Source organism: Halolamina pelagica, from assembly GCF_900115675.1.
Classification (GTDB): Archaea; Halobacteriota; Halobacteria; order Halobacteriales; family Haloferacaceae; genus Halolamina; species Halolamina pelagica.
The window spans coordinates 1-20,773 of the sequence record NZ_FOXI01000004.1 but is presented as its reverse complement, the minus strand read 5'-3'; the positions used below and the strand labels follow the sequence as shown (position 1 = coordinate 20,773).

The 20,773-nt window shown below is 68.9% G+C and carries 21 protein-coding genes and 1 pseudogene; 13 read left to right on the top strand and 9 right to left on the bottom strand.

From position 1 onward, the window contains the following. Nucleotides 1-50 precede the first annotated feature (50 nt). Nucleotides 51-1,154: a M24 family metallopeptidase gene (locus tag BMZ83_RS06615; RefSeq protein ID WP_074876901.1), complete on the bottom strand. Its 1,104-nt coding sequence runs from the start codon at nt 1,152-1,154 to the stop codon at nt 51-53. A gap of 105 nt (nt 1,155-1,259) precedes the next feature. On the opposite strand from BMZ83_RS06615, the gene BMZ83_RS06610 reads away from it, so the two are divergent. Together BMZ83_RS06610 and BMZ83_RS06605 are read left to right on the top strand one after the other, a co-directional pair. Then, nucleotides 1,260-2,102 carry a COX15/CtaA family protein gene (locus BMZ83_RS06610; RefSeq protein WP_074876900.1) on the top strand — a complete coding sequence of 281 codons (843 nt, stop codon included), beginning with the start codon at nt 1,260-1,262 and terminating at the stop codon, nt 2,100-2,102. A 47-nt stretch (nt 2,103-2,149) separates the two neighbouring features. After that, nucleotides 2,150-2,596: a hypothetical protein gene (locus tag BMZ83_RS06605; RefSeq protein WP_074876898.1), complete on the top strand. Its 447-nt coding sequence runs from the start codon at nt 2,150-2,152 to the stop codon at nt 2,594-2,596. A 19-nt stretch (nt 2,597-2,615) separates the two neighbouring features. Here the strand turns inward: BMZ83_RS06605 and BMZ83_RS06600 are convergent, their stop codons facing one another. Further along, nucleotides 2,616-4,082: a replication factor C large subunit gene (locus BMZ83_RS06600; protein ID WP_074876895.1), complete on the bottom strand. Its 1,467-nt coding sequence runs from the start codon at nt 4,080-4,082 to the stop codon at nt 2,616-2,618. 57 nt (nt 4,083-4,139) lie between these two features. Beyond that, nucleotides 4,140-5,204, bottom strand: coding sequence for a DUF2891 domain-containing protein (locus BMZ83_RS06595; protein WP_074876893.1), 1,065 nt, complete (start codon nt 5,202-5,204; stop codon nt 4,140-4,142). A 108-nt stretch (nt 5,205-5,312) separates the two neighbouring features. Here BMZ83_RS06595 and BMZ83_RS06590 point away from each other — a divergent pair, with 108 nt between their 5' ends. After that, nucleotides 5,313-5,948 carry a GNAT family N-acetyltransferase gene (locus BMZ83_RS06590; RefSeq protein WP_074876891.1) on the top strand — a complete coding sequence of 212 codons (636 nt, stop codon included), beginning with the start codon at nt 5,313-5,315 and terminating at the stop codon, nt 5,946-5,948. Then, nucleotides 5,945-6,580, top strand: a complete 636-nt coding sequence (locus BMZ83_RS06585) for a GNAT family N-acetyltransferase (RefSeq protein ID WP_394327189.1) — start codon at nt 5,945-5,947, stop codon at nt 6,578-6,580. Before BMZ83_RS06590 ends, BMZ83_RS06585 begins: the two co-directional genes overlap by 4 nt. Nucleotides 6,581-6,587: 7 nt before the next feature. Here the strand turns inward: BMZ83_RS06585 and BMZ83_RS06580 are convergent, their stop codons facing one another. Both BMZ83_RS06580 and BMZ83_RS06575 read right to left on the bottom strand, forming a co-directional pair. Then, the gene (locus BMZ83_RS06580; RefSeq protein WP_074876889.1) at nt 6,588-7,094 is read right to left on the bottom strand and encodes a GNAT family N-acetyltransferase; all 507 of its coding nucleotides are present in this window, start codon (nt 7,092-7,094) and stop codon (nt 6,588-6,590) included. A gap of 57 nt (nt 7,095-7,151) precedes the next feature. Further along, nucleotides 7,152-7,787, bottom strand: a complete 636-nt coding sequence (locus tag BMZ83_RS06575) for a metal-dependent hydrolase (protein ID WP_074876887.1) — start codon at nt 7,785-7,787, stop codon at nt 7,152-7,154. Nucleotides 7,788-7,901: 114 nt separating this feature from the next. Between BMZ83_RS06575 and BMZ83_RS06570 the strand changes: the two genes are divergently transcribed. The 5 genes from BMZ83_RS06570 (at nt 7,902) to hmgB (ending at nt 14,578) form a co-directional block, all read left to right on the top strand. Then, nucleotides 7,902-8,753, top strand: coding sequence for a TatD family hydrolase (locus BMZ83_RS06570; protein WP_074876885.1), 852 nt, complete (start codon nt 7,902-7,904; stop codon nt 8,751-8,753). Between the two features lie 82 nt (nt 8,754-8,835). Further along, complete coding sequence (locus BMZ83_RS06565) at nt 8,836-9,420, top strand: DUF2150 family protein (protein WP_074876883.1); 585 nt, start codon at nt 8,836-8,838, stop codon at nt 9,418-9,420. Nucleotides 9,421-9,459: 39 nt separating this feature from the next. Continuing rightward, entirely contained in the window at nt 9,460-11,130 is a 1,671-nt protein-coding gene (locus BMZ83_RS06560) for an Ig-like domain-containing protein (RefSeq protein ID WP_074876880.1), read from the top strand. A gap of 4 nt (nt 11,131-11,134) precedes the next feature. Then, nucleotides 11,135-13,177, top strand: a complete 2,043-nt coding sequence (locus tag BMZ83_RS06555; RefSeq protein ID WP_074876878.1) for a type IV pilin — start codon at nt 11,135-11,137, stop codon at nt 13,175-13,177. A gap of 63 nt (nt 13,178-13,240) precedes the next feature. Next, entirely contained in the window at nt 13,241-14,578 is a 1,338-nt protein-coding gene (gene hmgB / locus BMZ83_RS06550; RefSeq protein WP_074876876.1) for a hydroxymethylglutaryl-CoA synthase, read from the top strand. A gap of 190 nt (nt 14,579-14,768) precedes the next feature. Here hmgB and BMZ83_RS06545 read toward each other — a convergent pair whose 3' ends face one another. Next, a complete protein-coding gene (locus BMZ83_RS06545; RefSeq protein ID WP_074876873.1) occupies nt 14,769-15,713 on the bottom strand; it encodes an aminopeptidase in 945 nt (314 codons plus the stop codon). Nucleotides 15,714-15,833: 120 nt separating this feature from the next. Here BMZ83_RS06545 and BMZ83_RS06540 point away from each other — a divergent pair, with 120 nt between their 5' ends. The 3 genes from BMZ83_RS06540 to BMZ83_RS06530 all read left to right on the top strand — a co-directional run bounded on the left by BMZ83_RS06540 (nt 15,834) and on the right by BMZ83_RS06530 (nt 17,759). Then, entirely contained in the window at nt 15,834-16,175 is a 342-nt protein-coding gene (locus BMZ83_RS06540) for a rhodanese-like domain-containing protein (RefSeq protein WP_079990130.1), read from the top strand. 92 nt (nt 16,176-16,267) lie between these two features. Continuing rightward, nucleotides 16,268-16,672 carry a thioredoxin gene (gene trxA, locus BMZ83_RS06535; RefSeq protein ID WP_074877456.1) on the top strand — a complete coding sequence of 135 codons (405 nt, stop codon included), beginning with the start codon at nt 16,268-16,270 and terminating at the stop codon, nt 16,670-16,672. A 61-nt stretch (nt 16,673-16,733) separates the two neighbouring features. Continuing rightward, entirely contained in the window at nt 16,734-17,759 is a 1,026-nt protein-coding gene (locus BMZ83_RS06530) for a type II glyceraldehyde-3-phosphate dehydrogenase (protein ID WP_074876869.1), read from the top strand. A gap of 9 nt (nt 17,760-17,768) precedes the next feature. Here the strand turns inward: BMZ83_RS06530 and BMZ83_RS06525 are convergent, their stop codons facing one another. Next, entirely contained in the window at nt 17,769-19,007 is a 1,239-nt protein-coding gene (locus tag BMZ83_RS06525; protein WP_074876867.1) for a phosphoglycerate kinase, read from the bottom strand. 127 nt (nt 19,008-19,134) lie between these two features. Here BMZ83_RS06525 and BMZ83_RS06520 point away from each other — a divergent pair, with 127 nt between their 5' ends. After that, nucleotides 19,135-19,476, top strand: a complete 342-nt coding sequence (locus BMZ83_RS06520; RefSeq protein WP_074876865.1) for an Hsp20/alpha crystallin family protein — start codon at nt 19,135-19,137, stop codon at nt 19,474-19,476. Between the two features lie 6 nt (nt 19,477-19,482). Here BMZ83_RS06520 and BMZ83_RS06515 read toward each other — a convergent pair whose 3' ends face one another. Both BMZ83_RS06515 and BMZ83_RS06510 read right to left on the bottom strand, forming a co-directional pair. Continuing rightward, nucleotides 19,483-20,361, bottom strand: coding sequence for an ATP-grasp domain-containing protein (locus BMZ83_RS06515; RefSeq protein WP_074876863.1), 879 nt, complete (start codon nt 20,359-20,361; stop codon nt 19,483-19,485). 60 nt (nt 20,362-20,421) lie between these two features. Further along, nucleotides 20,422-20,773 (bottom strand): annotated as a pseudogene (locus BMZ83_RS06510) (ribosome biogenesis/translation initiation ATPase RLI); the annotation flags it as partial.

The following is a 20,773-nucleotide window of genomic DNA, read 5'->3' as shown; positions in this document are numbered from 1 at the left end:
GGGCGGGTCCGACGAACGAGCGGCAGTGCGGCCCGCTGGGGAAGGCCGCCTCAGGGCGCGTACGGCGCGTGTCGCTCGAGCGTCAGGTCGTGGCCGACGGCGTCCACGTCGAACGTCGGCCAGTTCGGCGTCGCAGTCAGACACTCGAACGCGTCCTCGCCGTCCTCGACGAGGTAGGTGTCCTCGCTGCGCGCGCCGCCGACGACGGGGTTGTACGCGTAGCCCATCGGCGCCCGCACCTCCATGGCGGCGTCCGGCGCCGCCAGCCACTCCCGGCGGGCGAACCCTGCAGCACCACCCTGCTCGCCCGCCTCCCACGCGTCGGGGAAGCCGACCTCGTCGTACGCCGCCCGGATCGCATCGAACACGTCGCCCGCGTCGCCATCGGACTCGGCGGCCTCGCGGGTCGCCGCCAGCGCGGTCGCCTCGACCCGCGCGGCCGCCCGGAACTGCGCCTCGAAGCGCTCGGGCGGGTCGAACGCGACGGTCCGGCTGAGCGAGGCGTGGAGCCCCCGGCGCTCCGTCGTGACGGTGATCACCGCGTAGTCGCCGAGTTCGTCGGCGCCGGCGGGCGGGGAGTGGTACGCCTCGGCGCGCTCGCTCCCGGCGACCCGGACGACCGGCGCCGACATCTCGCCGGAGGAGAGCGCGATCCGCAGCGCCGAGGCGGCCTCGTACTCGGCGTCCTCGGAATCGAGTTCGCGGGCGACGCGCTCGACGGCCGCGGCCGTCTCCTCGGCGAGCGCGCGGTAGCGCTCCACGTCGTCCGCGGCGAGTGGCTGCCGGAGGGGGCCGGCGTCGACGCGGTCCAGCCCGGGGGCGTCGAAGTCGGCGACGCCGGACCCGACCGTCTCGGCGGCGACGGCATCGCCCAGCGGTTCGTGCCACGGGACGGTCTCGACGGTGAACGCCTCGGGGAGCTCCTCGGCGGCGATACGGTCGGCTTCCCCCGCGAGTGCGACGGCGCAGAACGAGGGCGTGCGTTCGGGCGCGTAGCCCGCCGCGGCGACGCCGACGGCGTCGCTCGCGCTGGCGGCGTTGTCGCCACCGGTGAGCCACGCGAACGCGTTCGGTCGGGCGAACCAGACGGCGTCGGCGCCCGTCGCCGCCAGATACGCGTCGAGGCGGTCGGCGCGGGCATCGAGGTCGACCATACCCGCGCTGGCGGCGCCGCCGACTTCAACGCGCCGCTCCGTGCCTCGCGCGCGAGCGCGCCTGTAACGGAACGTCCAAGTGGATTCGTGCCGGAGTTCCGGCCAATGAAGCGCCCCAGCTACCGGCGGTTCGCCCTGTTCACCACGGCCCTGACCGGCATCCTCGTCGCGCTCGGCGTGTACACCGCGGCGACGGGGTCCGGGCTGGCCTGCTCCCAGCAGTGGCCGCTGTGTGACGGCGGCGTGTTGCCACAGACGGTCCCGAGCTTCATCGAGTGGTTCCACCGCCTCGTGGCGATGATCACCGGGTTCGCGATCGTCGGCGTCGTCGCCGCCGCCTGGCGCGGCGAGCAGGACCGCAAGACCGCGCTGTTCGCCACGGCGGCGCTCGTCCTGCTCCCGTTCCAGATCTCCGTCGGCGCGATCACGGTGACGCTCAACGGCGCGATCCCGTGGGGGTACTCGGTGCCGACCCACGCCGCCCACCTGCTGTTCGCGCTCTCGATCTTCACCGCGCTGACGCTGTCGACGATCTCGGCGATGAACGGCCACTACCGGCGTTCGGCCCACGAACGGAGTCGGCTGGCCGTCGGCGCGGCGCTGGTGCTGATCGTCGCGAACTTCCTCGTCAGCCGTGTGAGTCCGGTGATCGACTACGGCCCGGCCGCACAGGGCGCGTTCGCGCTAACCGCCCTCGCCGCCTTCGCCGCGCTGGTCGCCGCCGCGGTCTGGCTGCCCGGCACTGGGCTGGCGCGCTACCGTCCCGGCGTGTTCGTCGCCGGCGCCGCCGTGTTCCTCGTGACCCTGCTCGGCCGGGATCTGGTGGTGTACACCGACGAGGCCCGCCTCGTCAACGGGCTGCTCTACCTCGTCGGCTTCGCCGCCGCGGCCGTCGTCGCCTACGCGGCCCGCGGCGGGTCGAACGAGGGGCGGCCCTCGCTGGCGTAGCGCCCCCCGTCCCAACGCTCTTTTCCTCGCCCCCGTAGCTACCGGCCATGCACTGGTCCCGCCGCGCCGTACTCGCCAGCCTCCCGGTCGCGCTCGCGGGGTGTGGGCGGTCGTTCCGCGAGAACACCGTCCCCGGCGGGCTCCACCTCCGAAACCGCCGGGCCGAATCGGTCACCGTCTCGGTCCGGGCCGCCGTCGTGCCCGACCACGAAACCGGGGACGCCACCGCCTCGCCGGCCACGCCGAAAGACCGGACGCTCGACGATCCAGAGGTTACCGAGGAGTACCGTGTCCAGGCCCGTGGCGAGCGAGCAGTCGCCGACTTCTTCCCGTCGCCAGGTCGCTGGGCGTTCGAGGCCGTCGTCGACGCCGACGGCGATCGCAGCCGGATCGAACTCCACGCCGCGCTCCCCGGCCCCACGGGTGCCGACACGATGCTCGTCACCGTGCGAGAACGGGGTGTGACCGCACGGGCGACGACCGCCGACGACTGAGACGCTCGCGTGACCGCGGTCAGACGAAGTCCGAGAGCCCCGCCTGCGAGTCGTCGGCTTCCTCCTCCTCGGGGTCTGCGGGCTCGTCGGCGTCGGTGTCCCCGTCGGCGTCCGCCGCCGAGTCTGTTGCTTCGGAGGCGGGCTCGCCGCTCGCTGGCGCGTCGTCGCGCTCGGGCGGGTCGCCGGCGAAGGCGCCGCCGGCGTGCTCCTCGAGTTCCGCCTCCCGGAGTTCCTGGGCGTCCTCGACGATCCCCTGCACCTTGTTGGTGGACTCGCCGCTGCCCGAGACGGCCGCGAGGTCTTCCTCGTCGAACTCGAAGTGCGCCGTCACGGCCACGGTGAGGTCCCGCGGTTTGCAGTGGTGAATCATCGCCGAGAGGAACGGGAGCACCTCGCGGCGCGCGGTCTCGATGCTCAGCCCGCCGGAGACGGCGATCTTCCGGCAGATCTCGTCGATCGTGGCGTCCGAGGAGGGCCACATCTGCGGGCGGCCCCCGTACTGCGTCCAGCCGCCGTAGGTGCCGTCCCGCGAGGCGGCGACGCCGGCGGCGATATTGTCGGTGACGTAGCGCCAGTAGGAGTACTCCTGTGTGGCCTGCACGCGGCCGAGCCAGCGGTCGGCGTTGGCGATGAACTCGTAGGCCCGGACGGTCTCCTCGGGGCCGTACACCTTCATCACCTTGTCCTCGACCCACGCGGTGAGGTCGTCGGGCGTCTCGTCGGCGTCGTAGGCGACGTGGAGCGCGTCCTGGGCGCTCTCCTCCTCCTTGAGGATCGCGTCGAGGACGGTGAAGATGCCCGCCGTGGTGTCGCGGTCGCCGGTGACCACGTCCTCGACGGTGAGGTGGTCTTTCCCCTCCGCCGTCGCCTGCAGGTCCTTGACCGCCCCCCGGAGGTCGCCGCTGTTGGCGTCGGCGATGCGCTGGAGCGCGTCGGAGTCGAACTCGATCCCCTCCTTCCGGCAGATGTCCCGCAGGACGGGGACGATCGAGCGCGCGGAGACGTCCCGGAACTCGATGTCCCGACACGCGTTCCGGAGCCCGCGGCTCATGTCGTAGAACTCGTTGGCGATGAGGACGATCGGCTGGTTCGCCTCCTTCACCAGTTCGGTGATCGCCTGCGCGCCGCCGCGGTCGTAGTTGCCGTGGATGTTGTCGGCCTCGTCGACGATGACGAGCTGGCGGCCGCCCTCGTCGGTGGCGTCGCCGCCGAGGGTCTCGTTCCGCGCCGCGCGGCCGGCGAAGCGCTCGATCGCGTCGGCGGTGCGCTGGTCGGACGCGTTGAGTTCGACCGTCTCCCAGCCCATGTCCGACGCGAGCGCGTGGGCCGCGGAAGTCTTGCCGACGCCGGGGCTGCCATAGAGGATCACCGCCTCCCGGTGGTCGTCCCACGTCCGCCCCCAGTCCTCGAAGGCGTCGCGGGCCTTGTCGTTCCCCCGGACCGCCGAGAGCGTGTCGGGCCGGTAGGACTCGGTCCAGTCAGCCATTACCGGAGACAGGGCGCTTTCGCGTTTAGTGGTTCCGGAGCGGACGAGTCCAGTCGCTCACGCACCGTCCACGTTCCGCGTCAGCGCGTAGAGCACGAACGAGGAGAGCCAGTGCGAACCGGCGTAGTCTTCGGTGAACGCGCCCTCGAGGCCGGTGGCGAGGTGGCGCTCGGCGCTCGCCTCCAGCAGGTGGGCCGTATCGCCGTCGACGGCGTCGGCCACCTCCGCCAGCCCCCACGCCTTCGCGAGGTTCAGCCCGACGAGGTGGAGCGCGACACCGCCCTCGCCGTCGGCGCCCGCATCGACGGGATCGAGGAACGCCTCGTTTCGGGGGTCGGTCAGGTCCGGGAGGAACTCGTCGAGCCACTCCGCGTACTCCCCCTCCTCCAGCACGCGCTGCATGAGGTTGGCCTCGGTCAGCGTCGGCGAGAGGAAGTCCCACCCCAGCGGCTCGTACGCGACCGGCGCGTCCACGTCGTCGAGGTAGAACTGGCGCGCGGTCTCGGCGGCGTCGCTAGCGAGGCCGTCGTCGGCGACCGTGTTCGCGTAGTCCAGCACCGCGGAGAGCGCGAACGCGCTGTTGCCGTGCGTGCCGACCCGGAACGGTCGGGACTGGGTGAGGAAGTCCGCGGCCGTTCGGTCGCGGATGTCCTCCGCCAGCGGCGCGAGCGCGTCGCCCCAGCGCGCGGCCCGCGGGTCGTCCCAGCGCTGGAGTTCCGCGGCGAGGCGCAGTAGCCACGCCCAGCCGTACGGCTGCTCGAAGGACTCGTGCTCCTCGAAGTACGCGACCTCGCCCTCGACGTTCCCGGGGGTGAGTCGCGCGTCGATGCGCTCAACGATGGCGTCCGCCTCGGGGTGGTCGTCGAACAGCCGGAGCTGGCGGATCAGCGCCCAGTGGCTGTGGACCGCGGAGTGCCAGTCGTAGCAGCCGAAGAAGACGGGGTGGTCCTCGCACGGGCGGATTGTCTCGTCCGGGCCGTCGACGGCGCGGGCGTGGTGGGGGTACTCCTGCTCGATGGCGTCGAGGGGGTGGTGGGCGAGCCGTTCGAGCGCGTCGGGGTCGAGGCTGGTGACGGTTCCGTCGAGTGCTTCGGCGCGGTCGACACCGTCGAGTCCGTTCATCGCCGAGTGGTTCGGGGGGCGGGCCATCAATCGTTCGGTGGCTCGTCGTGTGAAACCAGTTCACGCACCCGAGGCAGGCTTTTTCAGTTGTCGCGTAATGTTCCGGCCGTGTTCCCCGCGACCATCGAGACGGAGCGACTCAGACTGGAGCCCAGAACGCCCGAGTACGTCGACCCCTTCGAGGTGTACGAACACTGCAAGCAGGGGGCCCCCCACATCGACGAGATCACCGAGTACCTGCCCTGGGACCCCCACGCCACGCCGAACGAGACGGCCGAGTTCCTCGAACGCGGCGCGGAGGCCCGCGAAGAGCGCGAGGGCATCGACTACGTGATCCGACCGCGCGAGGGCGAGGCGGGAGCCGGCGAGATCGCGGGCTTCGGCGGCCTCACTCTCGACTGGGACACCGACAGCGCCGAACTCGGGACCTGGCTGCGTAAGCCGTTCTGGGGGCGGGGCTACTCAGGTGAGCGTGCGCTGGCGCTGGCCGAACTCGCCTTCGAACACCTCGATTTCGAGGTCGTGACGGTGACCCACGACGCCGACAACGAGCAGTCGGGACGGGCGATCGAGAAGTACGTCGACCGCATGGGTGGCCGCCGGGAGGGGACCTTGCGGAACTACCACGCCGGCGACCCGCCCGTCGACGCCGTCCGGTACAGCGTCACCCAGTCGGAGTACCGCGATGCCAGCCCCGAGTTCGAGGTGGCGTTCTACGGTGACGAGGGGGAGGCGTGGCCGTGAGCGTCGGGCTGTTTCCCGACGGTGTGGTAACCGACCGGCTGCGGCTGGAACGCGTCGACATCGACGATGCCGGCACGCTCGACCTCTACGAGCACTGGCGGGCCGACGCGCCGAACGTCGACGAGACGACCGAGTACGTCTCGTGGGAGCCCTACGCCACCCCCCACGGCGTCGCCGAGACACGCGAACGGGCTGTCGAGCGCACTGACGATCGCGAGGGCGCGATGTTCCTTATCCGGCCCCGCGACGGGGAGCGTGGCGCCGGTGAATTCGCCGGCACCGCAGGGCTGTTCGTTGGCTGGGACTGCCAGTTGGCGGTGTTTGGGACGTGGCTGCGAAAGCCGTTCTGGGGACGGGGGTACTCGGGTGAGCGCGCCGACGCCATGTTCGAACTGGCGTTCGACCGACTGGACCTCGAACTCGTTCGCGTCTCGCACCTCCCGGAGAACGAGAACTCCGAGCGCGCGATCACGAAGTACGTCCAGCGTCACGGCGGCCGCCGTACGGGACGGTTCCGGAACCGGGTCGCGTTCGACGACGGTTCAGTCCACGACACCGTCGAGTACTCGGTGAGTCAGCACGAGTGGCGCCAAGCAGACGGCGCCGAGACCGCTGTCTCGTTCCAGGGGTAAGCCGCGTTCAGAGCTCCCGGGCGACCATCTCGCCCCAGTGCTCGAAGCCGTAGCGGTCGTAGAACGCCTTCGCTCGGTCGTTTTCACGATCCACGTCGAGCACGAGCCGGTCGAGCGGCAGGTCCTGGTCACGCGCGAAGTTGACGGCGGCAGCCATCAGGTCGTCGGCGACGCCCGTGCCGCGGTGGTCGGGCGCGACGTAGAGTTCGTTCAGCACGGCCGCGTCCCAGATGAACCGATGGCGCTCGGGCAGGACGAACACGTAGCCGACGACCTCGCCGCCCGCATCGTCGTCGCTCGTATCGTCGACGGCGACAGTGACACAGCGCGGGTCGGCGTCGACGCAGCGGTCGACCCAGTCGAACCACGCCTCGCGGTACTGGTCGTCGAGTTTGCCCTCGTACTTCGCTTCCTTCTCCTCGCCGCCGGTTCCGCTGCCGAGGCCGAGTTCGAACCCGCGCTTGCAGTCCCACAGCCCGTCTGCGTCCCGAGGTTCGTACGGACGGATCTCCATGGGTCGAGTGAACCCCGACCGCTGTTGAGGCTGTCGCTCCCTCCGGGTCCCGTCGACTCAGCGCCCCCGGGTCTGCCACGAGCGGACGCTCACGGTCGCCGCCGAGAGCCCGACGAGCATGAGCTGCCAGCCGGCGGTCACGACCGGGAAGACGCGCTCGACGGGGCCATCACGGTCCTTCCACGGGGTCGGATCCGCGCCCGTGCTGTACCGCGTGTTGTCGGTCGTCGACGGCCCGGAGGTCTCCTCGGGGGAGAGGTCAACGAACGTCTGGACGAGCCCCTCCGTGGTCGAGAGCTTGAGTTCGCCGTCGACCGTGTAGAACTGGTCGTGCAGCGGCCAGAACGCGTTCACGCCGTTGGTGACCAGGTCGGGGAGGATCCCGCCCGCGAGCAGGGCCGCGACGGCGACGCCGGCGACGTACGGCGCGTCCGGTCCCCAGCGCTCGCCGAGGCGCGAGCGGTCGAGCACGCGGGCGTCGACGTACACCAGCAACCCGACCAGCGCCGGCAGGAGCAGCGTGTGCAGGGCCGAGCGGTGCGCGCCGGCGACCACCGGCGCGAGGAAGGAGTCCAGGTCCGGAACGGCGGCGGCGACGAGCACGACCGCGATCGCTCTCGGCGTGAACCGGTCGCCCAGCAGCGCGGCGCCGACGAGGCCGCCGACGGCGACGTGAACCAACGTCGAGGGCACGCGTGGGGGTGAGCCACACACAAGTATAGCGTTTGTGCCGGGCGAAACAGCCTCGGCACCGTCAGTCGGGGCGACAGGACAGCGTTCAAGGGCGACTCGCTCCCCACTCCGGACATGGACGAACTCGAGACGCCGGTGCTGGACAACCACCTCCACCTCGATCCCGAGCACGGCCAGGGGATGGACGCCGTCCGTGACTTCGTGCGCCTCGGCGGCACCCACCTGCTCGTCGTGAACAAGCCCTCGTGGCATCTGGGGCCCGTACCGAGCGAGCGGGCCGACTTCCGGACCGCGTTCGAGGCGACCGTCGAGGCCGTCGCCGACGCGAACGAGATCCTGCCCGGGAGGGCGTGGCCCGTGCTCGGCGTGCATCCCGGCCTGATCAGCCACCTCGTGGATGAGGGGTACGAGCCGGCCGAGGCGCGGGACCTGATGCAGTCCGGCCTGGATCTCGCTGCGGAGTACGTCGCAAACGGGCGGGCGCTGGCGCTCAAGACCGGGCGTCCGCACTACGAGGTCAGCGACGCGGTCTGGGACGCCTCGAACGCGGTGCTGCAACACGGGCTCGAGCTCGGCGCCGAGTACGACTGCGCGGTCCAACTCCACACCGAGGGCACCGACGACCTGACCGAGGTCGCCGAGTGGGCCGAGGAGCGCGGGCTGGCGGCCGAGAAGGTCGTGAAGCACTACGCCGGCGGCGAACTCGCCGGGCCGACGCCGAGCGTGATGAGCGAGAAGGATCGCCTCCGCGTCGCCGCCGAGGCGGGCGAGCCGTTCCTGATGGAGACGGATTTCGTCGACGACCCCGACCGGCCGGGCGCGGTGCTCGGCCCGAAGACCGTCCCGCGGCGCGTGCGGTGGCTGCTGGAGGCGGGGCACGACGACGCCGTCGATCGCGCGCACGTCGAGACCCCGGAATCGGTGTACGGGATCGACACCGTCGGGACGCTCGATCCGCGCGAATAGCTCGCTCGGACGCTGTATCGGCCGAATCGGCCACAGGGACGGATAGGAAAACCCTTTGCGTCGTCGGGGAGGACATAGGGGCATGACCGACGACGAGCCCGTTGAAACGTTCTACACGGAAGACCGCTGGCAGAACTGGATCGACCGCCTGCGCGAGGAGGATCTGGACCTCGAGGACGAGGACTCGGCGCGGCTGCTGATGAACCTCCAGGAGGACACCGCCATCGCGGTGGCGAAGGTGATCGAGTCCTACGAGGACGGGACCATCGACGAGGAGCGCGCCCACCAGGAGCTCTCGGAGATACAGGAGATCGTGCTCGCGGAGGCACCCCTCGAGAACGAGGAGAAGGCGATGCTGATCGAGAGCGTCCAGATGAGCCTCGAGGTCGTGTTCTACGCGGCCCAGGAGTTCGTCGCCGCCGGCGCCGCCGAGGAGGCGAGCGTCGAGGAGTACATCGACGCGGCCGCCGACGCCGAGGCCGAGGACGACATCGACACCGCGGTCGGCTACATCGTACAGGCCGGGACGCTCGTGATCGACGGCGAGGAGATCGACCCGGCGCTGGTCGAGGAGATGGAGTACGGGCTCGTCGCGGAGTGGGTCAACGGGCTGGAGTCGCTGCAGAACGCGCTGGCCTCCCCCGAGACCGTCGAGGAAGAGGACTGACGGAGCAGCTTTTTCCCCACCGGGCCTGTGGGAGGGAGTATGAAGTTCTGGGGTGACGACCGGGGGCAGTCGATCCAAGTGGGGGCGATACTGCTGTTCGGCATCCTCATCATCCTGCTGGCGACGTTCCAAGCCACCGTCATCCCGGAACAGAACGCCGCGATCGAGTTCGACCACAGTCGGGCGGCTCAGTCCGACATGCAGGACCTCCGAAACGGCCTGTTACAGGCCAGCGGGGGCGACGCCGTCCCGACGCGAGTGAACCTCGGGACCACGTATCCGAACCGGCTGTTCTTCATCAATCCACCACCAGCGGCTGGGCGGCTTCGAACGGTCGGCGATGAAGACCCGACGCTCAACGTGACGTTGGCGAATAGTTCGGGCGCTGTCACCGTCGGCTCGGACTACGAGAACGCTCGGAAGTACTGGGCGAGCGCCGGCAGGGCCGGCGTGTTCAACACGAGCCACATCGTCTACACGCCGGACTATGCGCAGTACGACAGCCCGCCGACGACCGTCTACGAGAACAGCCTGCTCTACAACCGCTTCAGCAACGGTGCGAACCGAACACTGAGCGGCCAGCAGTTGGTCCAGGGGACCACCGTGAACCTCGTCGCGCTGCAGGGGGACCTGCAAGCCTCTGGCACCGGGGCGAAAACCGTCGAGATGACGACGATCAGCGCCGCCACGCGAACCGTGACCGTCCGCAGCGAGATCGGCGACCCGCTCAACATCACCATCACGTCCGCCCTCCCAGCCTCGCGGTGGAACGACGACGACCTGCTCGGGGCACAGCCCAGAGCGACCGCGTTCGACGACGGCGACGTCACCGTCGACGGCGAAACGTACCACCGGGTGGCGATCAAACTCGAGGAAGGCGAGACGTACGAACTCCGCACGAGCGCCGTCGGCGTCGGGGCAGTTCCCAACGACGAACTCGTCCCCGATCCCGCGTATCTCGTCGTGACGGAAGAGTTCCAGCCCGTCGCGAACGGAAGCACCGATCGGATGACCGTCGAGGTGCGCGATCGGTACAACAACCCCGTGACGGGGGCGCAGGTGAACGTCAGCGTCGACGGCCAGTACCTGAACCTCTCGAACCGGACGGCGACGGGTGACAGCGTCACGTTCGAGACGAACTCGGAGGGACGGGCCGAGATTACCTACACGGGGACGAACAGCACCGGATCAGATAGCGCGTGGCTCAACGCCAGTATCGGCGGCGAGGGCTACGAGTACCGGAACGTGACCGGGATCGAGGTGCCGAAGGTCATCATCGGCGGCGGCGGTGGTGACGGTGGCGGCGACGGAGTGAATCCCGCTGCTACCGGTGATCTGATACTGGACTCCGAGAGCGTGACTGGCGGGAACAGCGTCGAACTAGTGTTCAACAACACGCTGGACAGCCAAGTGAACGTCAGCGCGGCCCGTTTGAACTTCTACTACTGCTCGAAGAAGAACAAGTGTCCGTCGGCGGCCGACGTGACTGTCGGCACCGACACGAGGGCAAGCAACGTTCAGATCGGTGGCAACTACGAGACGATCAGTCCCAAGATCGAGGTGGGTCCGAACGACACAGGAACGACGTTCACGCTTGAGTTCGACGAAGACCCGGCAGACAGCGGAACGAATCGGGACTTCTTCGTCCTGACCCTGGTGTTCGAAACGAACGGCGGGACACAGCAGGCAACGTACTTCGTGGGGCTCTGACCGCATGACCGACCGTGCCCAGTCCGAGGCGATCGGCATCATCCTCCTGACCGGCGTGATCGTCATCAGCGTCGGGACCGCCGGCGCCTTCGTGCTCTCGGGTTCGGGCGTCGCCAGCGGGGAGCGAATAACCGCCGACGTATCGATCGAGATCGCCGACGACGGCGTCGGACTCACGCACGAGGGCGGCGATTCGGTCCCGTTCGACGAACTCCGGGTCGTCGTGCGCCACGGGAACGAGACGTGGCGACCCCCAGTGAACGCGAGCGGGGTTCGGAACGGTGACGGCGATGACCAGTTCGATCCGACCGAGCAATGGGTCGGCAATCGGACGCTCGATACGGACGTCGTGACCAAGGTACAGATCTTCCACGTCGAGAGCGGGACGCTGTTGGCCGAGGCGCGTCGCTACCCGAGCCAAGAGTCCCTGACTGCCGCGCCGTCGGCCGCGGTATCGGACACCACCGACCCGTCGGTGAGCGTCACGTCGCCCAGCGGTGGGGAAGAAGTGCGCGGTGGGACGGACGTGACCGTGGAGTGGAACGCCTCGGACGCGAACACCTCCGTCGAGACGATCGACATTCAGTACTCCAACGGCGGGGGTAGCTGGCAGACGCTCGTCACGAATACGGCCGACGACGGGGCCGAGTCGGTCCAGCTGCCGGTCGACAACACCGACGACGCGCGGATTCGGGTACGGGCGGTCGACGACGCCGGAAACACCGCGTTCGCCGAGAGTCCAACATTCACTGTCGATAGCGACCAGCCATCGATTAGCAGTATCTCCCCGAACGCGAGCTCACAGGCCGAGGTCGACGCAGTCGGCGACGGCTGGGAGAACGTCACCGTCTCGTGGACCGCGAGCGACGCGACGACGAGTGTCGGTGACGTGACGGTCAGTATCCAGAACACCAGTGAAACGGTGGCGACCGTGAACGCCTCCGGGCCGTCGGGGACCGTCGACGTGTCGCTCCCGAACGACACCGCCGAGGACGTGTACGACGTCGAAGTGGAAGTAGTGGACAGCGTCGGGAACGGGCAGCAGCGCGCGGCGGCGGACGCAGTCGTCGTGGGTGACGGCGGGAACGACACGACGCCGCCGACGATCTCCCCGTTCGAGCTGACGAACCCAAGCGGAAAGCAGCTGAACGTGACGTTCGAGTCCAGCGAGCCGCTGTCGGCGATCAACGTGACGATCACCCGGAACGGCAAGCGGGATGCGACGCTGACCGAGAGCGACTTCAGCCGCACCGGCAGCGGGCAATACTCGGCAACCTACTATGCCGGGAAGAACGGCGATTACACGGCGACACTGAATGTCGCGGCTGACGACGCTGGGAACGACGGAGCGTTGGGGCAGACCAGCACGGTGAGCCTCACCGGGCCACCCGGCGCCGGCGATCCGGTTATTCAGAACTTCAGCGGCTTCACGGCCTCGTCGGATCGTGACCTGGTGACCGTCGGAAACGTCACTGCCGAACAGTTCGCCAACGGCGAAGATATGGACTCGGTAGTGGTCGAGGTCCGAGATACCGGGGGATCGAGGGTGGGTAGTACCAGCCTCGATGTCGGGAAGAACGCAGATCGTGTCTCCGTCGAGGACGTGGAGATCGACGCCGCGATCGACGCGGGGACGACCTACAACGTGACCGTCGTCGCTACCTCTACCAGTGGCGCGAGCGCGAGCCAGTCCGAAACCGTGGCCGGTGATCAGACGCAAGCAGGAGGCCCGTTCATCGACGAGTTCGGTAGCGTGACGGCTGACCACCAAGATGATCAAGTGCGAATCGACGTTTTGAGCGTCAGTGACGACACGCAGGTCAAGAACGTCACGATTATCGTGGAGGAGGAGGCGAACGGGAATAACGCAGAGTTCAACGAGATCAAGACGAAAGTGTTCGAGATAGAGAACCAGTCTGAAACTCTATCACCGGTTATTGACCTCGACGACGTGAAGAACAAGGATCAATACAGGATCACGGTAACCGTCTACGACGAGGACGGCAACAGCGTAACACGAGAGAAGACGGTCACCGGCACGAAGTGAATTTCGACACACGACGTAACCCTTATCGACAAACCCAAATAGCCAACCGACCCATTCGGCACCATGACCACGGTGGGCATCGACGCTGTCGAGATCTGGGCGGGCAAGACCAAACTCGATCTCCCGGGCACGTTCGCCCCGGAGAAGGACGAAGACCCGGACAAGTACCGGAAGGGGCTGGGCCTGGTGAACTCCTCGTTCCCGGACGCGTACGAGGACATCGTCACGATGGGCGCCAACGCGGCCAAGCGCCTGATGGACCGCGAGGGGCTGGAGCCCGAGGACATCGGGCGCATCGACGTGGCCACCGAGTCCGCGTTCGACAACTCCAAGCCCGTCTCGACGTACATCGCGGGCTGTCTCGAGGACGTGTACGACGGCGACTTCCACCACGCCAACAAGGGCGAGCGGAAGTTCGCCTGCATCTCCGGCACGCAGTCGATCGACGACGCGTACAACTGGATCAAGGCCGGCCGGAACCGCGGGCGGTCCGCGCTCGTGATCGCCACCGACACCGCGCTGTACGCCCGGGGCTCCAGCGGCGAGGCGACCCAGGGCGCCGGCGCGGTCGCGATGCTGATCACCGAGGACCCGAGCCTCGTGGAGCTCTCGACCGAGCAGGGCTACGGCAGCGCCGACGAGACGGACTTCCTCAAGCCGAACCAGCAGTTCCCGAGCGTCGACGGCAAGCGCTCGATGCAGGTGTACCTCGCGCGGATGCGCGAGGCCGTCGAGGACTTCGAGTCCGTCGCGTGGGACATGCACCCCGACGACTTCGCGTACATCCCGTTCCACACGCCGTTCCCGGGGATGGTCCGGAAGGCGGGTCTGCTGGGCTACCGGCACATGATCCGCGACACGGAGATCGAGGACGAGCTCGCCGGCGAGATCGGCCGCCAGCCCCGCGAGGGAGAGTACGAGGACTGGGACGCCTACGAGGAGGCGATCCAGGAGTACATGGACAAGCTCAAACGCACTGACAAGTACCAGTCGTGGTACGCCGACACCATCGAGCCGACGCTGTCGATCGCCCGGGAGGTCGGGAACTGGTACACCGGCTCGGTCCACGTCGCCCGCGCGAGCACGCTGAAGGCCGCCGCCGAGGAGGGTCGGGACCTCGCCGGGGAGAAGCTCCTCGTCGGCTCCTACGGCTCCGGCGCACAGGCCGAGATCCACGCCGAGACCGTCGCCGACGACTGGCGCGAGGAGATCGACCAGCTGAACATCGACGAACAGCTCGAACAGCGCTACGACCTCGACTTCGAGGAGTACGAGCAGATCCACGACGCCCACAACCACGACATGACCGTCGACGTCGAGGAGTTCACGACCCCCGAAAACGAGTTCGTGTTCGCGGGCCGCGGCCGGATGAACGAGCGACTCTACGAGTACGTGGAGTAACACCAGTCACGGCGCGTGACCTGCTGCGACCTCCGTGTCGCAGCAGCCGAACCCATGCCGTGACTGTGTAGAACCAATCACGGCGAGCGACCGCGACCGACCACCGTGTCGGTCGCCCGGATCCGTTGCCGTGACTGTGGAGAACCGAAACACGGCGAGCGACCGGTAACCGAACAACCGCGCCGGTCGCTCACTCGGGCAGGCTGATTTCGTCGCCGTCCGCGTACACCGTCGGCGACCGAAGGATCCCGTCGAGGTGGATCGGCGCCTCGGTGTCGCCGCCGATCGAGGCGTTGTCGCCGATCGCGATGTGGACGGTGCCCGCGGCCTTCTCGTCGAGCAGGACCGAGCCGACCAGTTCCGTGACGCCGACGTTGGTGCCGATGCCGAGTTCCGCGAGGTTGGTGGCGGCGTCGCCGACCTCGGCGCGGGCCGCCTCCACGTCCTCGCGCACGGAGTCGTCCGAGATGTCGGTGACGTGGCCGTCCTCGACCTCGAAGCTGAGTTCCTGCTCCTCGGTCAGCAGCCCGTGGGGCATCATCGTCCCGTCGACGACGAACGTCCCGTTCGCGTCCGCGGGCGCGACGAACACCTCGCCCGCCGGAAGGTTCGAGAAGCTCCCCGGATCCCGGATCATCCCGGTGTCCTCGTGCCACTCGCGGTCGTCGACGGCGAAGGTGATGTCGGTGCCGGCGGGGCTGGTGACCCGAACCTGGTCGGCGTCCCGGACCTGTTCGAGCACGTCCTCGCAGTGGCTCGCGATGGTTTCGTAGTCGGCGTCGAGGCCGGCGACCATCACCTGCTCGGTGATGCCCGGCAGCGTCGCGCCGCGGGCGCCCGCCTCGCAGGCGGCCGAGCGGGCGCGGGTGTGCGAGAGGCTGCGCGTCGTCGGCGCGAGGAAGGCGTCGGCGCTCTCCATCGCCGCCGCGACCGGCTTCGGGGGCTCCTGCCCGTGCTGGTCGCCGGGCGGGTACTGGACGAACGTCGCGTCGGCGGTCGTCTCGGCGGCTACCTCGTAGAGCGCCTCCGCGATGGCGCGGCGCTCGTCGTCGGTGACGATCGCGATCGACTCCTCGGCTCCGAGGTCGAGACACTGGTGGATCGCCGTCGCCGCGGCAGTTCTGAGATCGGCCATGGCCCGGGATTCACCGGAGATCCGAATAGGTCTTGCGACGACGCGCCGCGGACCCGGGTGTCCCGTGAGAGCGCGTTCCACGGAGGATTCATAAGCCACGAGGTATTGGTATTGTATATAATGAGCAATACTGTGATCGGCGCCGAATCGGTTCGCGAGCGCGCCGGCGACGACCTGTACGTCCTCGACATCCGCCCGACCTACAGCTACGAGGAGTCCCACATCGAGGGGAGCCACAGCCTCCCGATCTACGATCAGCTCAAGGGGGAGAACTTCATCGGCCTCGATGTCTCGGCCGACGATCTCCCCGAAGACCGGGAGATCGCCGTCGTCTGTTTCAGCGGGTCGACCGCCGCTGTCGCCGCCGAACGCCTCCGAGAACTCGGGTTCGACGCGAAGGCGATGCGCGGCGGGATCGAGAACTGGGACGCTGCGACGGCGGGAACGGTCGCGACGGCGTAAGCGGGAATCGTCGCCGAAGGAGCCGTTTCTACCGGAGAGTATTGGTCGATAGCTACAAAACACCTATGTCGGTCGAGCCCGAACTGGTGGGTATGGCGGACGACATCGAAGCGATCCGCGAGCAGAAACTCGAAGAGCTCCAGGAACGAGCCCAAAAGGAAGCAGCCGAGAGCCCCGAGGAGCCGATCCCGGTCGCCGGCGTCGACGACCTCCAGTCGACGACCGACGAGCACGGCGTCGTCCTGGTCGACTTCTACGCGGACTGGTGTGGGCCGTGCCAGATGCTCGAGCCGGTCGTCGAGACGATCGCCGCGGAGACCGATGCCGCGGTCGCGAAGGTCGACGTCGACGCCAACCAGCAGCTGGCCGGCGAGTACGGCGTCCCCGGGGTGCCGACGATGGTGCTGTTCGCCGACGGCGAGCCCGTCGAACGGCTGGTCGGGATGCAGGAGGAGTCACGGATCCGGCAGCTGATCGACTCACACACGGGCGCGTAGCCGGGCCGGAGCCGCGAGTGAACCGCCGCCTACTTATCGGTGAGCGCCCCCATCTACGGGCATGACCCAGGTCGGAGTAGTCGGCTACGGCACGATCGGGAAACGCGTCGCCGACGCGGTCGTCGCACAGCGGGACATGGATGTCGTCGGGGTCGCCAAGACCTCGCCCAACTTCGAGGCCGAGACCGCCGTGGCGAAGGGGTACGACCTCTACGCGGCCGTCGACGAGCGCCGCGACCTGTTCGACGAGGCCGGCATCCCCGTCGCGGGCGACCTCGACGACCTCGTCGAGACCGCGGACGTGATCGTCGACGCCACGCCCAGCGGCATCGGCGCCCAGAACCGCGAGGTGTACGAGGCCCACGACACCCCCGCGATCTACCAGGGCGGCGAGGACGCCGACGTGGCCGACACGTCGTTCAACGCCCGCGCGAACTTCGAGGACGCAGTCGGCGCCGACCACGTCCGCGTGGTCTCCTGCAACACGACCGGGCTCTCCCGCCTGATGGCGCCGCTCCAGGAGGAGTACGGCGTCGAGAAGGCCCGCGTGACGCTGGTGCGCCGCGGCGGCGACCCCGGTCAAACCGGCCGCGGTCCCATCGACGACATCCTCCCGGACCCCGTCTCGCTGCCGAGCCACCACGGGCCGGACGTGAAGACCATCTTCCCCGACCTCGCGATCGACACGCTCGGGCTGAAGGTGCCGGCGACGCTGATGCACATGCACTCGGTCAACGTCACGCTCGAGAGCGACGTGGACGCCGACGAGGTTCGCGACCTGCTGGCCGAGGAGTCCCGGCTGTTCCTGATCCCCGAGTCGGCGGGGATCGACGGCGCCGGGAAGCTCAAACAGTTCGCGCTCGACGCCGGGCGGTCCCGCGGCGACGTCTGGGAGAACTGCATCTGGGACGAGTCGATCGCGATGCGGGGCAACGACCTCTACCTGTTCCAGGCGATCCATCAGGAGTCCGACGTGGTGGCCGAGAACGTCGACGCGATCCGCGCGATCACGGACTCGGCGAGCAAGGCCGAGAGCATCGCGACGACCAACGAGACCCTCGGGATGGGGCTCGGCCGCGACCTGTAACGCCGCCGGCTACGCTTCCGTTTTCGGGCGACAGTTCGCCAGCGTCTCGACGGCGACCAGCGGCTCGCCCGTGAGCGCGCGGATGTACGCGCCGCCGGCGATGGAGACGTGCGAGAAGTCGGCCTCGTCCAGCCCGTACATCCCGATCGCCCGCGAGGTGTCGCCGCCGCCGACGACCGAGAAGCAGTCGGTCTCGGCGATCTCCTCGAGCACCCCGACGGTGCCGTCGGCGAAGCGCTCGTCCTCGAACACGCCCAGCGCGCCCTTCACGAACACCGCCTCGCTGTCGGCGACGATGTCGCGGTAGGCGTCGACAGTCTCGCCGCCCACGTCGAGGAACGGCGTGGACTTCTCGTCGATCTCCCAGAGCGTGATCTCGGCGCGTTGGTCGTACTCGTCCTCGTAGGCCAGATCCAGCGGCAGGTGGATCTGGTCGCCCCGGGCGTCGAGCACGTCCCGGATCGTCGCCTCGTTGCGCTCCCACTGCTCGTCGAAGCGGTCGCCCTCGCCCACGTCGTGGCCGACTGGGTGGCCCGCCGCCCGGAGGAACAGCTCGCCCGCGATGCCGCCCAGACAGAACGCGTCGACCTTGTCGCCGATGGCGTCCATCACCTGGATCACGTCGGTGGCTTTCGTCCCGCCGACGACCATCGTCACCTGCCCGTCGAACTCCCGGGTGGCGATCGCGGAGTTGGCCTCGTACTCCGTCTCCATCACCCGGCCGGCGTAGGCGGGGAGAACGTACGGGAAACCGACCAGCGAGGCGTGGCCGCGGTGGGCCGCCGAGTAGGCGTCGTTCACGTACGCGTCGGCGGCGTCAGCGAGCCGCTGAACCAGCTCGGAGTCGGCGTGCTCCGCCGGCTCCCGATCGGCGAGTTCGTCGTCGTGCATGCGGACGTTGTCGAGCAGCAGCACCTCGCCGGGGGCGGCGTCGCCGATCGCGTCGATCGCGGTCTCGCCGCGGATGTCGTCGACGTACTGGACCTCGCGGTCGAGGTGGTCGCTCAGTACCCCGGCGTGCTGGTCGAGGTGGGTGAAGTCGTCGCGGCCGGGGCGACCCTGGTGGGCCAGACAGATCACCCGGTGGCCGGCGGCGGCCAGCTCCGAGACGGTGCGGGCGTGGCGCTCGAACCGGCGGTTGTCCTGGACGGTTCCGTCCTCGATCGGCGAGTTGAGGTCGAGACGGACGAGCACCCGAGCCTCCGAGAACCGCTCGGCGAACGCATCGAGCGTCGCGAAAGAAGCCATCGTCGCGCGGTTTGGGCCAGTCACACTTCAAACCGACCGGTTCCGTCGGCGACCGACGAGATCCCGGCACGGGAACGAGATAGCCACCGACAGAAGGCTTTTGAGCGGTGCTAGCCTATCCCGTCCCATGCGTAGGGATGACCGCGAAGACCCGTTCGGCGACATCTTCGACGAGATCGAGCGGATGATGGGGGGCAGTCGGGAGGGGAGCGACGGCGACGCCCACGTCGACGCCTTCGACGAGGGCGACGAACTCCGCCTCGTCGCGGACCTTCCCGGCGCGAGCAAGGAGGAGATCTCGCTGCAGTGCGACGGCGAGACGCTGACCGTCGAGGCCGGCGAGTACCGCGAGCGGGTGCGACTCCCGACCCGCGTCGACGAGCACAGCGCCGAGGCGACGTTCAACAACGGCGTGCTGGAGGTCAGTTTCGAGAAGCTCGACGACGCCGCCGACATCGACCTCTCCTAGCGGGCTTCACGCCTCCGCAGTCTGCCGGATCAGCGACGCCAGCCGGTCGTAGAACCCCGGCTCGTACTTCGTGGCGTCGTCGACCGTCGGGCGCGCGTTAGTTTCGTTCACCACCAGCCGATCCTCCGTCTCCAGCAGATCGACGCCGAGGTAGTCGATCCCCAGCACCGCGGCCGCCCGTTCGGCGAGGTCGCGGGCCTCCGTGGGGAGCGAGATCCCCTCAGCGACCGCGCCGCGGTGGACGTTGTGCTTCCACTTGCCCGCGTCCGTCTCCGCCTCGGGGAGCCGGCGCTCGACGGCGCCGGCGTACTCGCCGTCGACGATCATCGCGCGGTAGTCCCGCGCGTCGGGGAGGTACTCCTGCAACAGGTACGAGCGGTCGCCGGTGGCCCGGAAGTCGTGGACGAGGTCGAGGTAGTCGGTCACGCCCAGTAACGAGTCCGGGTCGTCGGCGCGGGCGACGCCGACGCCGCGGGTGGTGGAGTTCGGCTTGACGACGAGCGAGTCGACCGCGGCGCGAGCCTGCAGGTCCTCGGCCGCGGCGGCGACGGCGTCGTCGTCGACGGGGTTGGAGACGAGCGTGGTCTCGGGGACGGGGATGTTGGCCGCGGAGAGGGCGGCGAGGACCTCCGCCTTGTTGCGGGAGGTGAGGATCGCCTCGCGGTCGTTCACCCAGGGAACGTCGAGCGCGGCGGCGACGGCGCCGCCCTCCATCAGGCGGGAGGGGAAAACGAGGCCGGCGTCGACGCTCGGGAGGTCGGAATCGGAGAGCGAGAGCGTCCGTTCGCTGGCCCGGACGGGGACGACCTCGATTCCGCGGTCCGCGAGTGGGTCGCGGATGCGTTCGAACGTCTCCTGTTGGGTGGCGACGGCGAGACGGAGCATACCCGTTGCTACGGGCGGGCGGAGTTATAGCCGGGCGGTTCCGGAAAACGGGCGGCGCGGTCAGTTCGAGTAGTAGTACTCGCCTGCCCGCTTCTGCTCGCGGTCCTTCTGGCTGTCCGGCTTGTTGATCCGCGGGCGACCCGTTCGCTCGTCGCGGCGGAACGTGATCTCCAGATCCGCGAGGAAGTCGTTCATCCCGGCGCGCATCTCCTGGGCGGGCCGGGCCGTCCCGTGCTGGGCGGGTTCGCCGTCGAACACCATCAGGCGGTCCGACAGCAGGTCGATCATGTAGATGTCGTGGTCGATGACCATCGCCGTCGCGTCGTGGTTCTCGGTGTAGCGTCGGATGGCCGAGGTGGCCTGCACGCGCTGCTCCACGTCGAGGTGGGCGGAGGGCTCGTCGAGCAGGTAG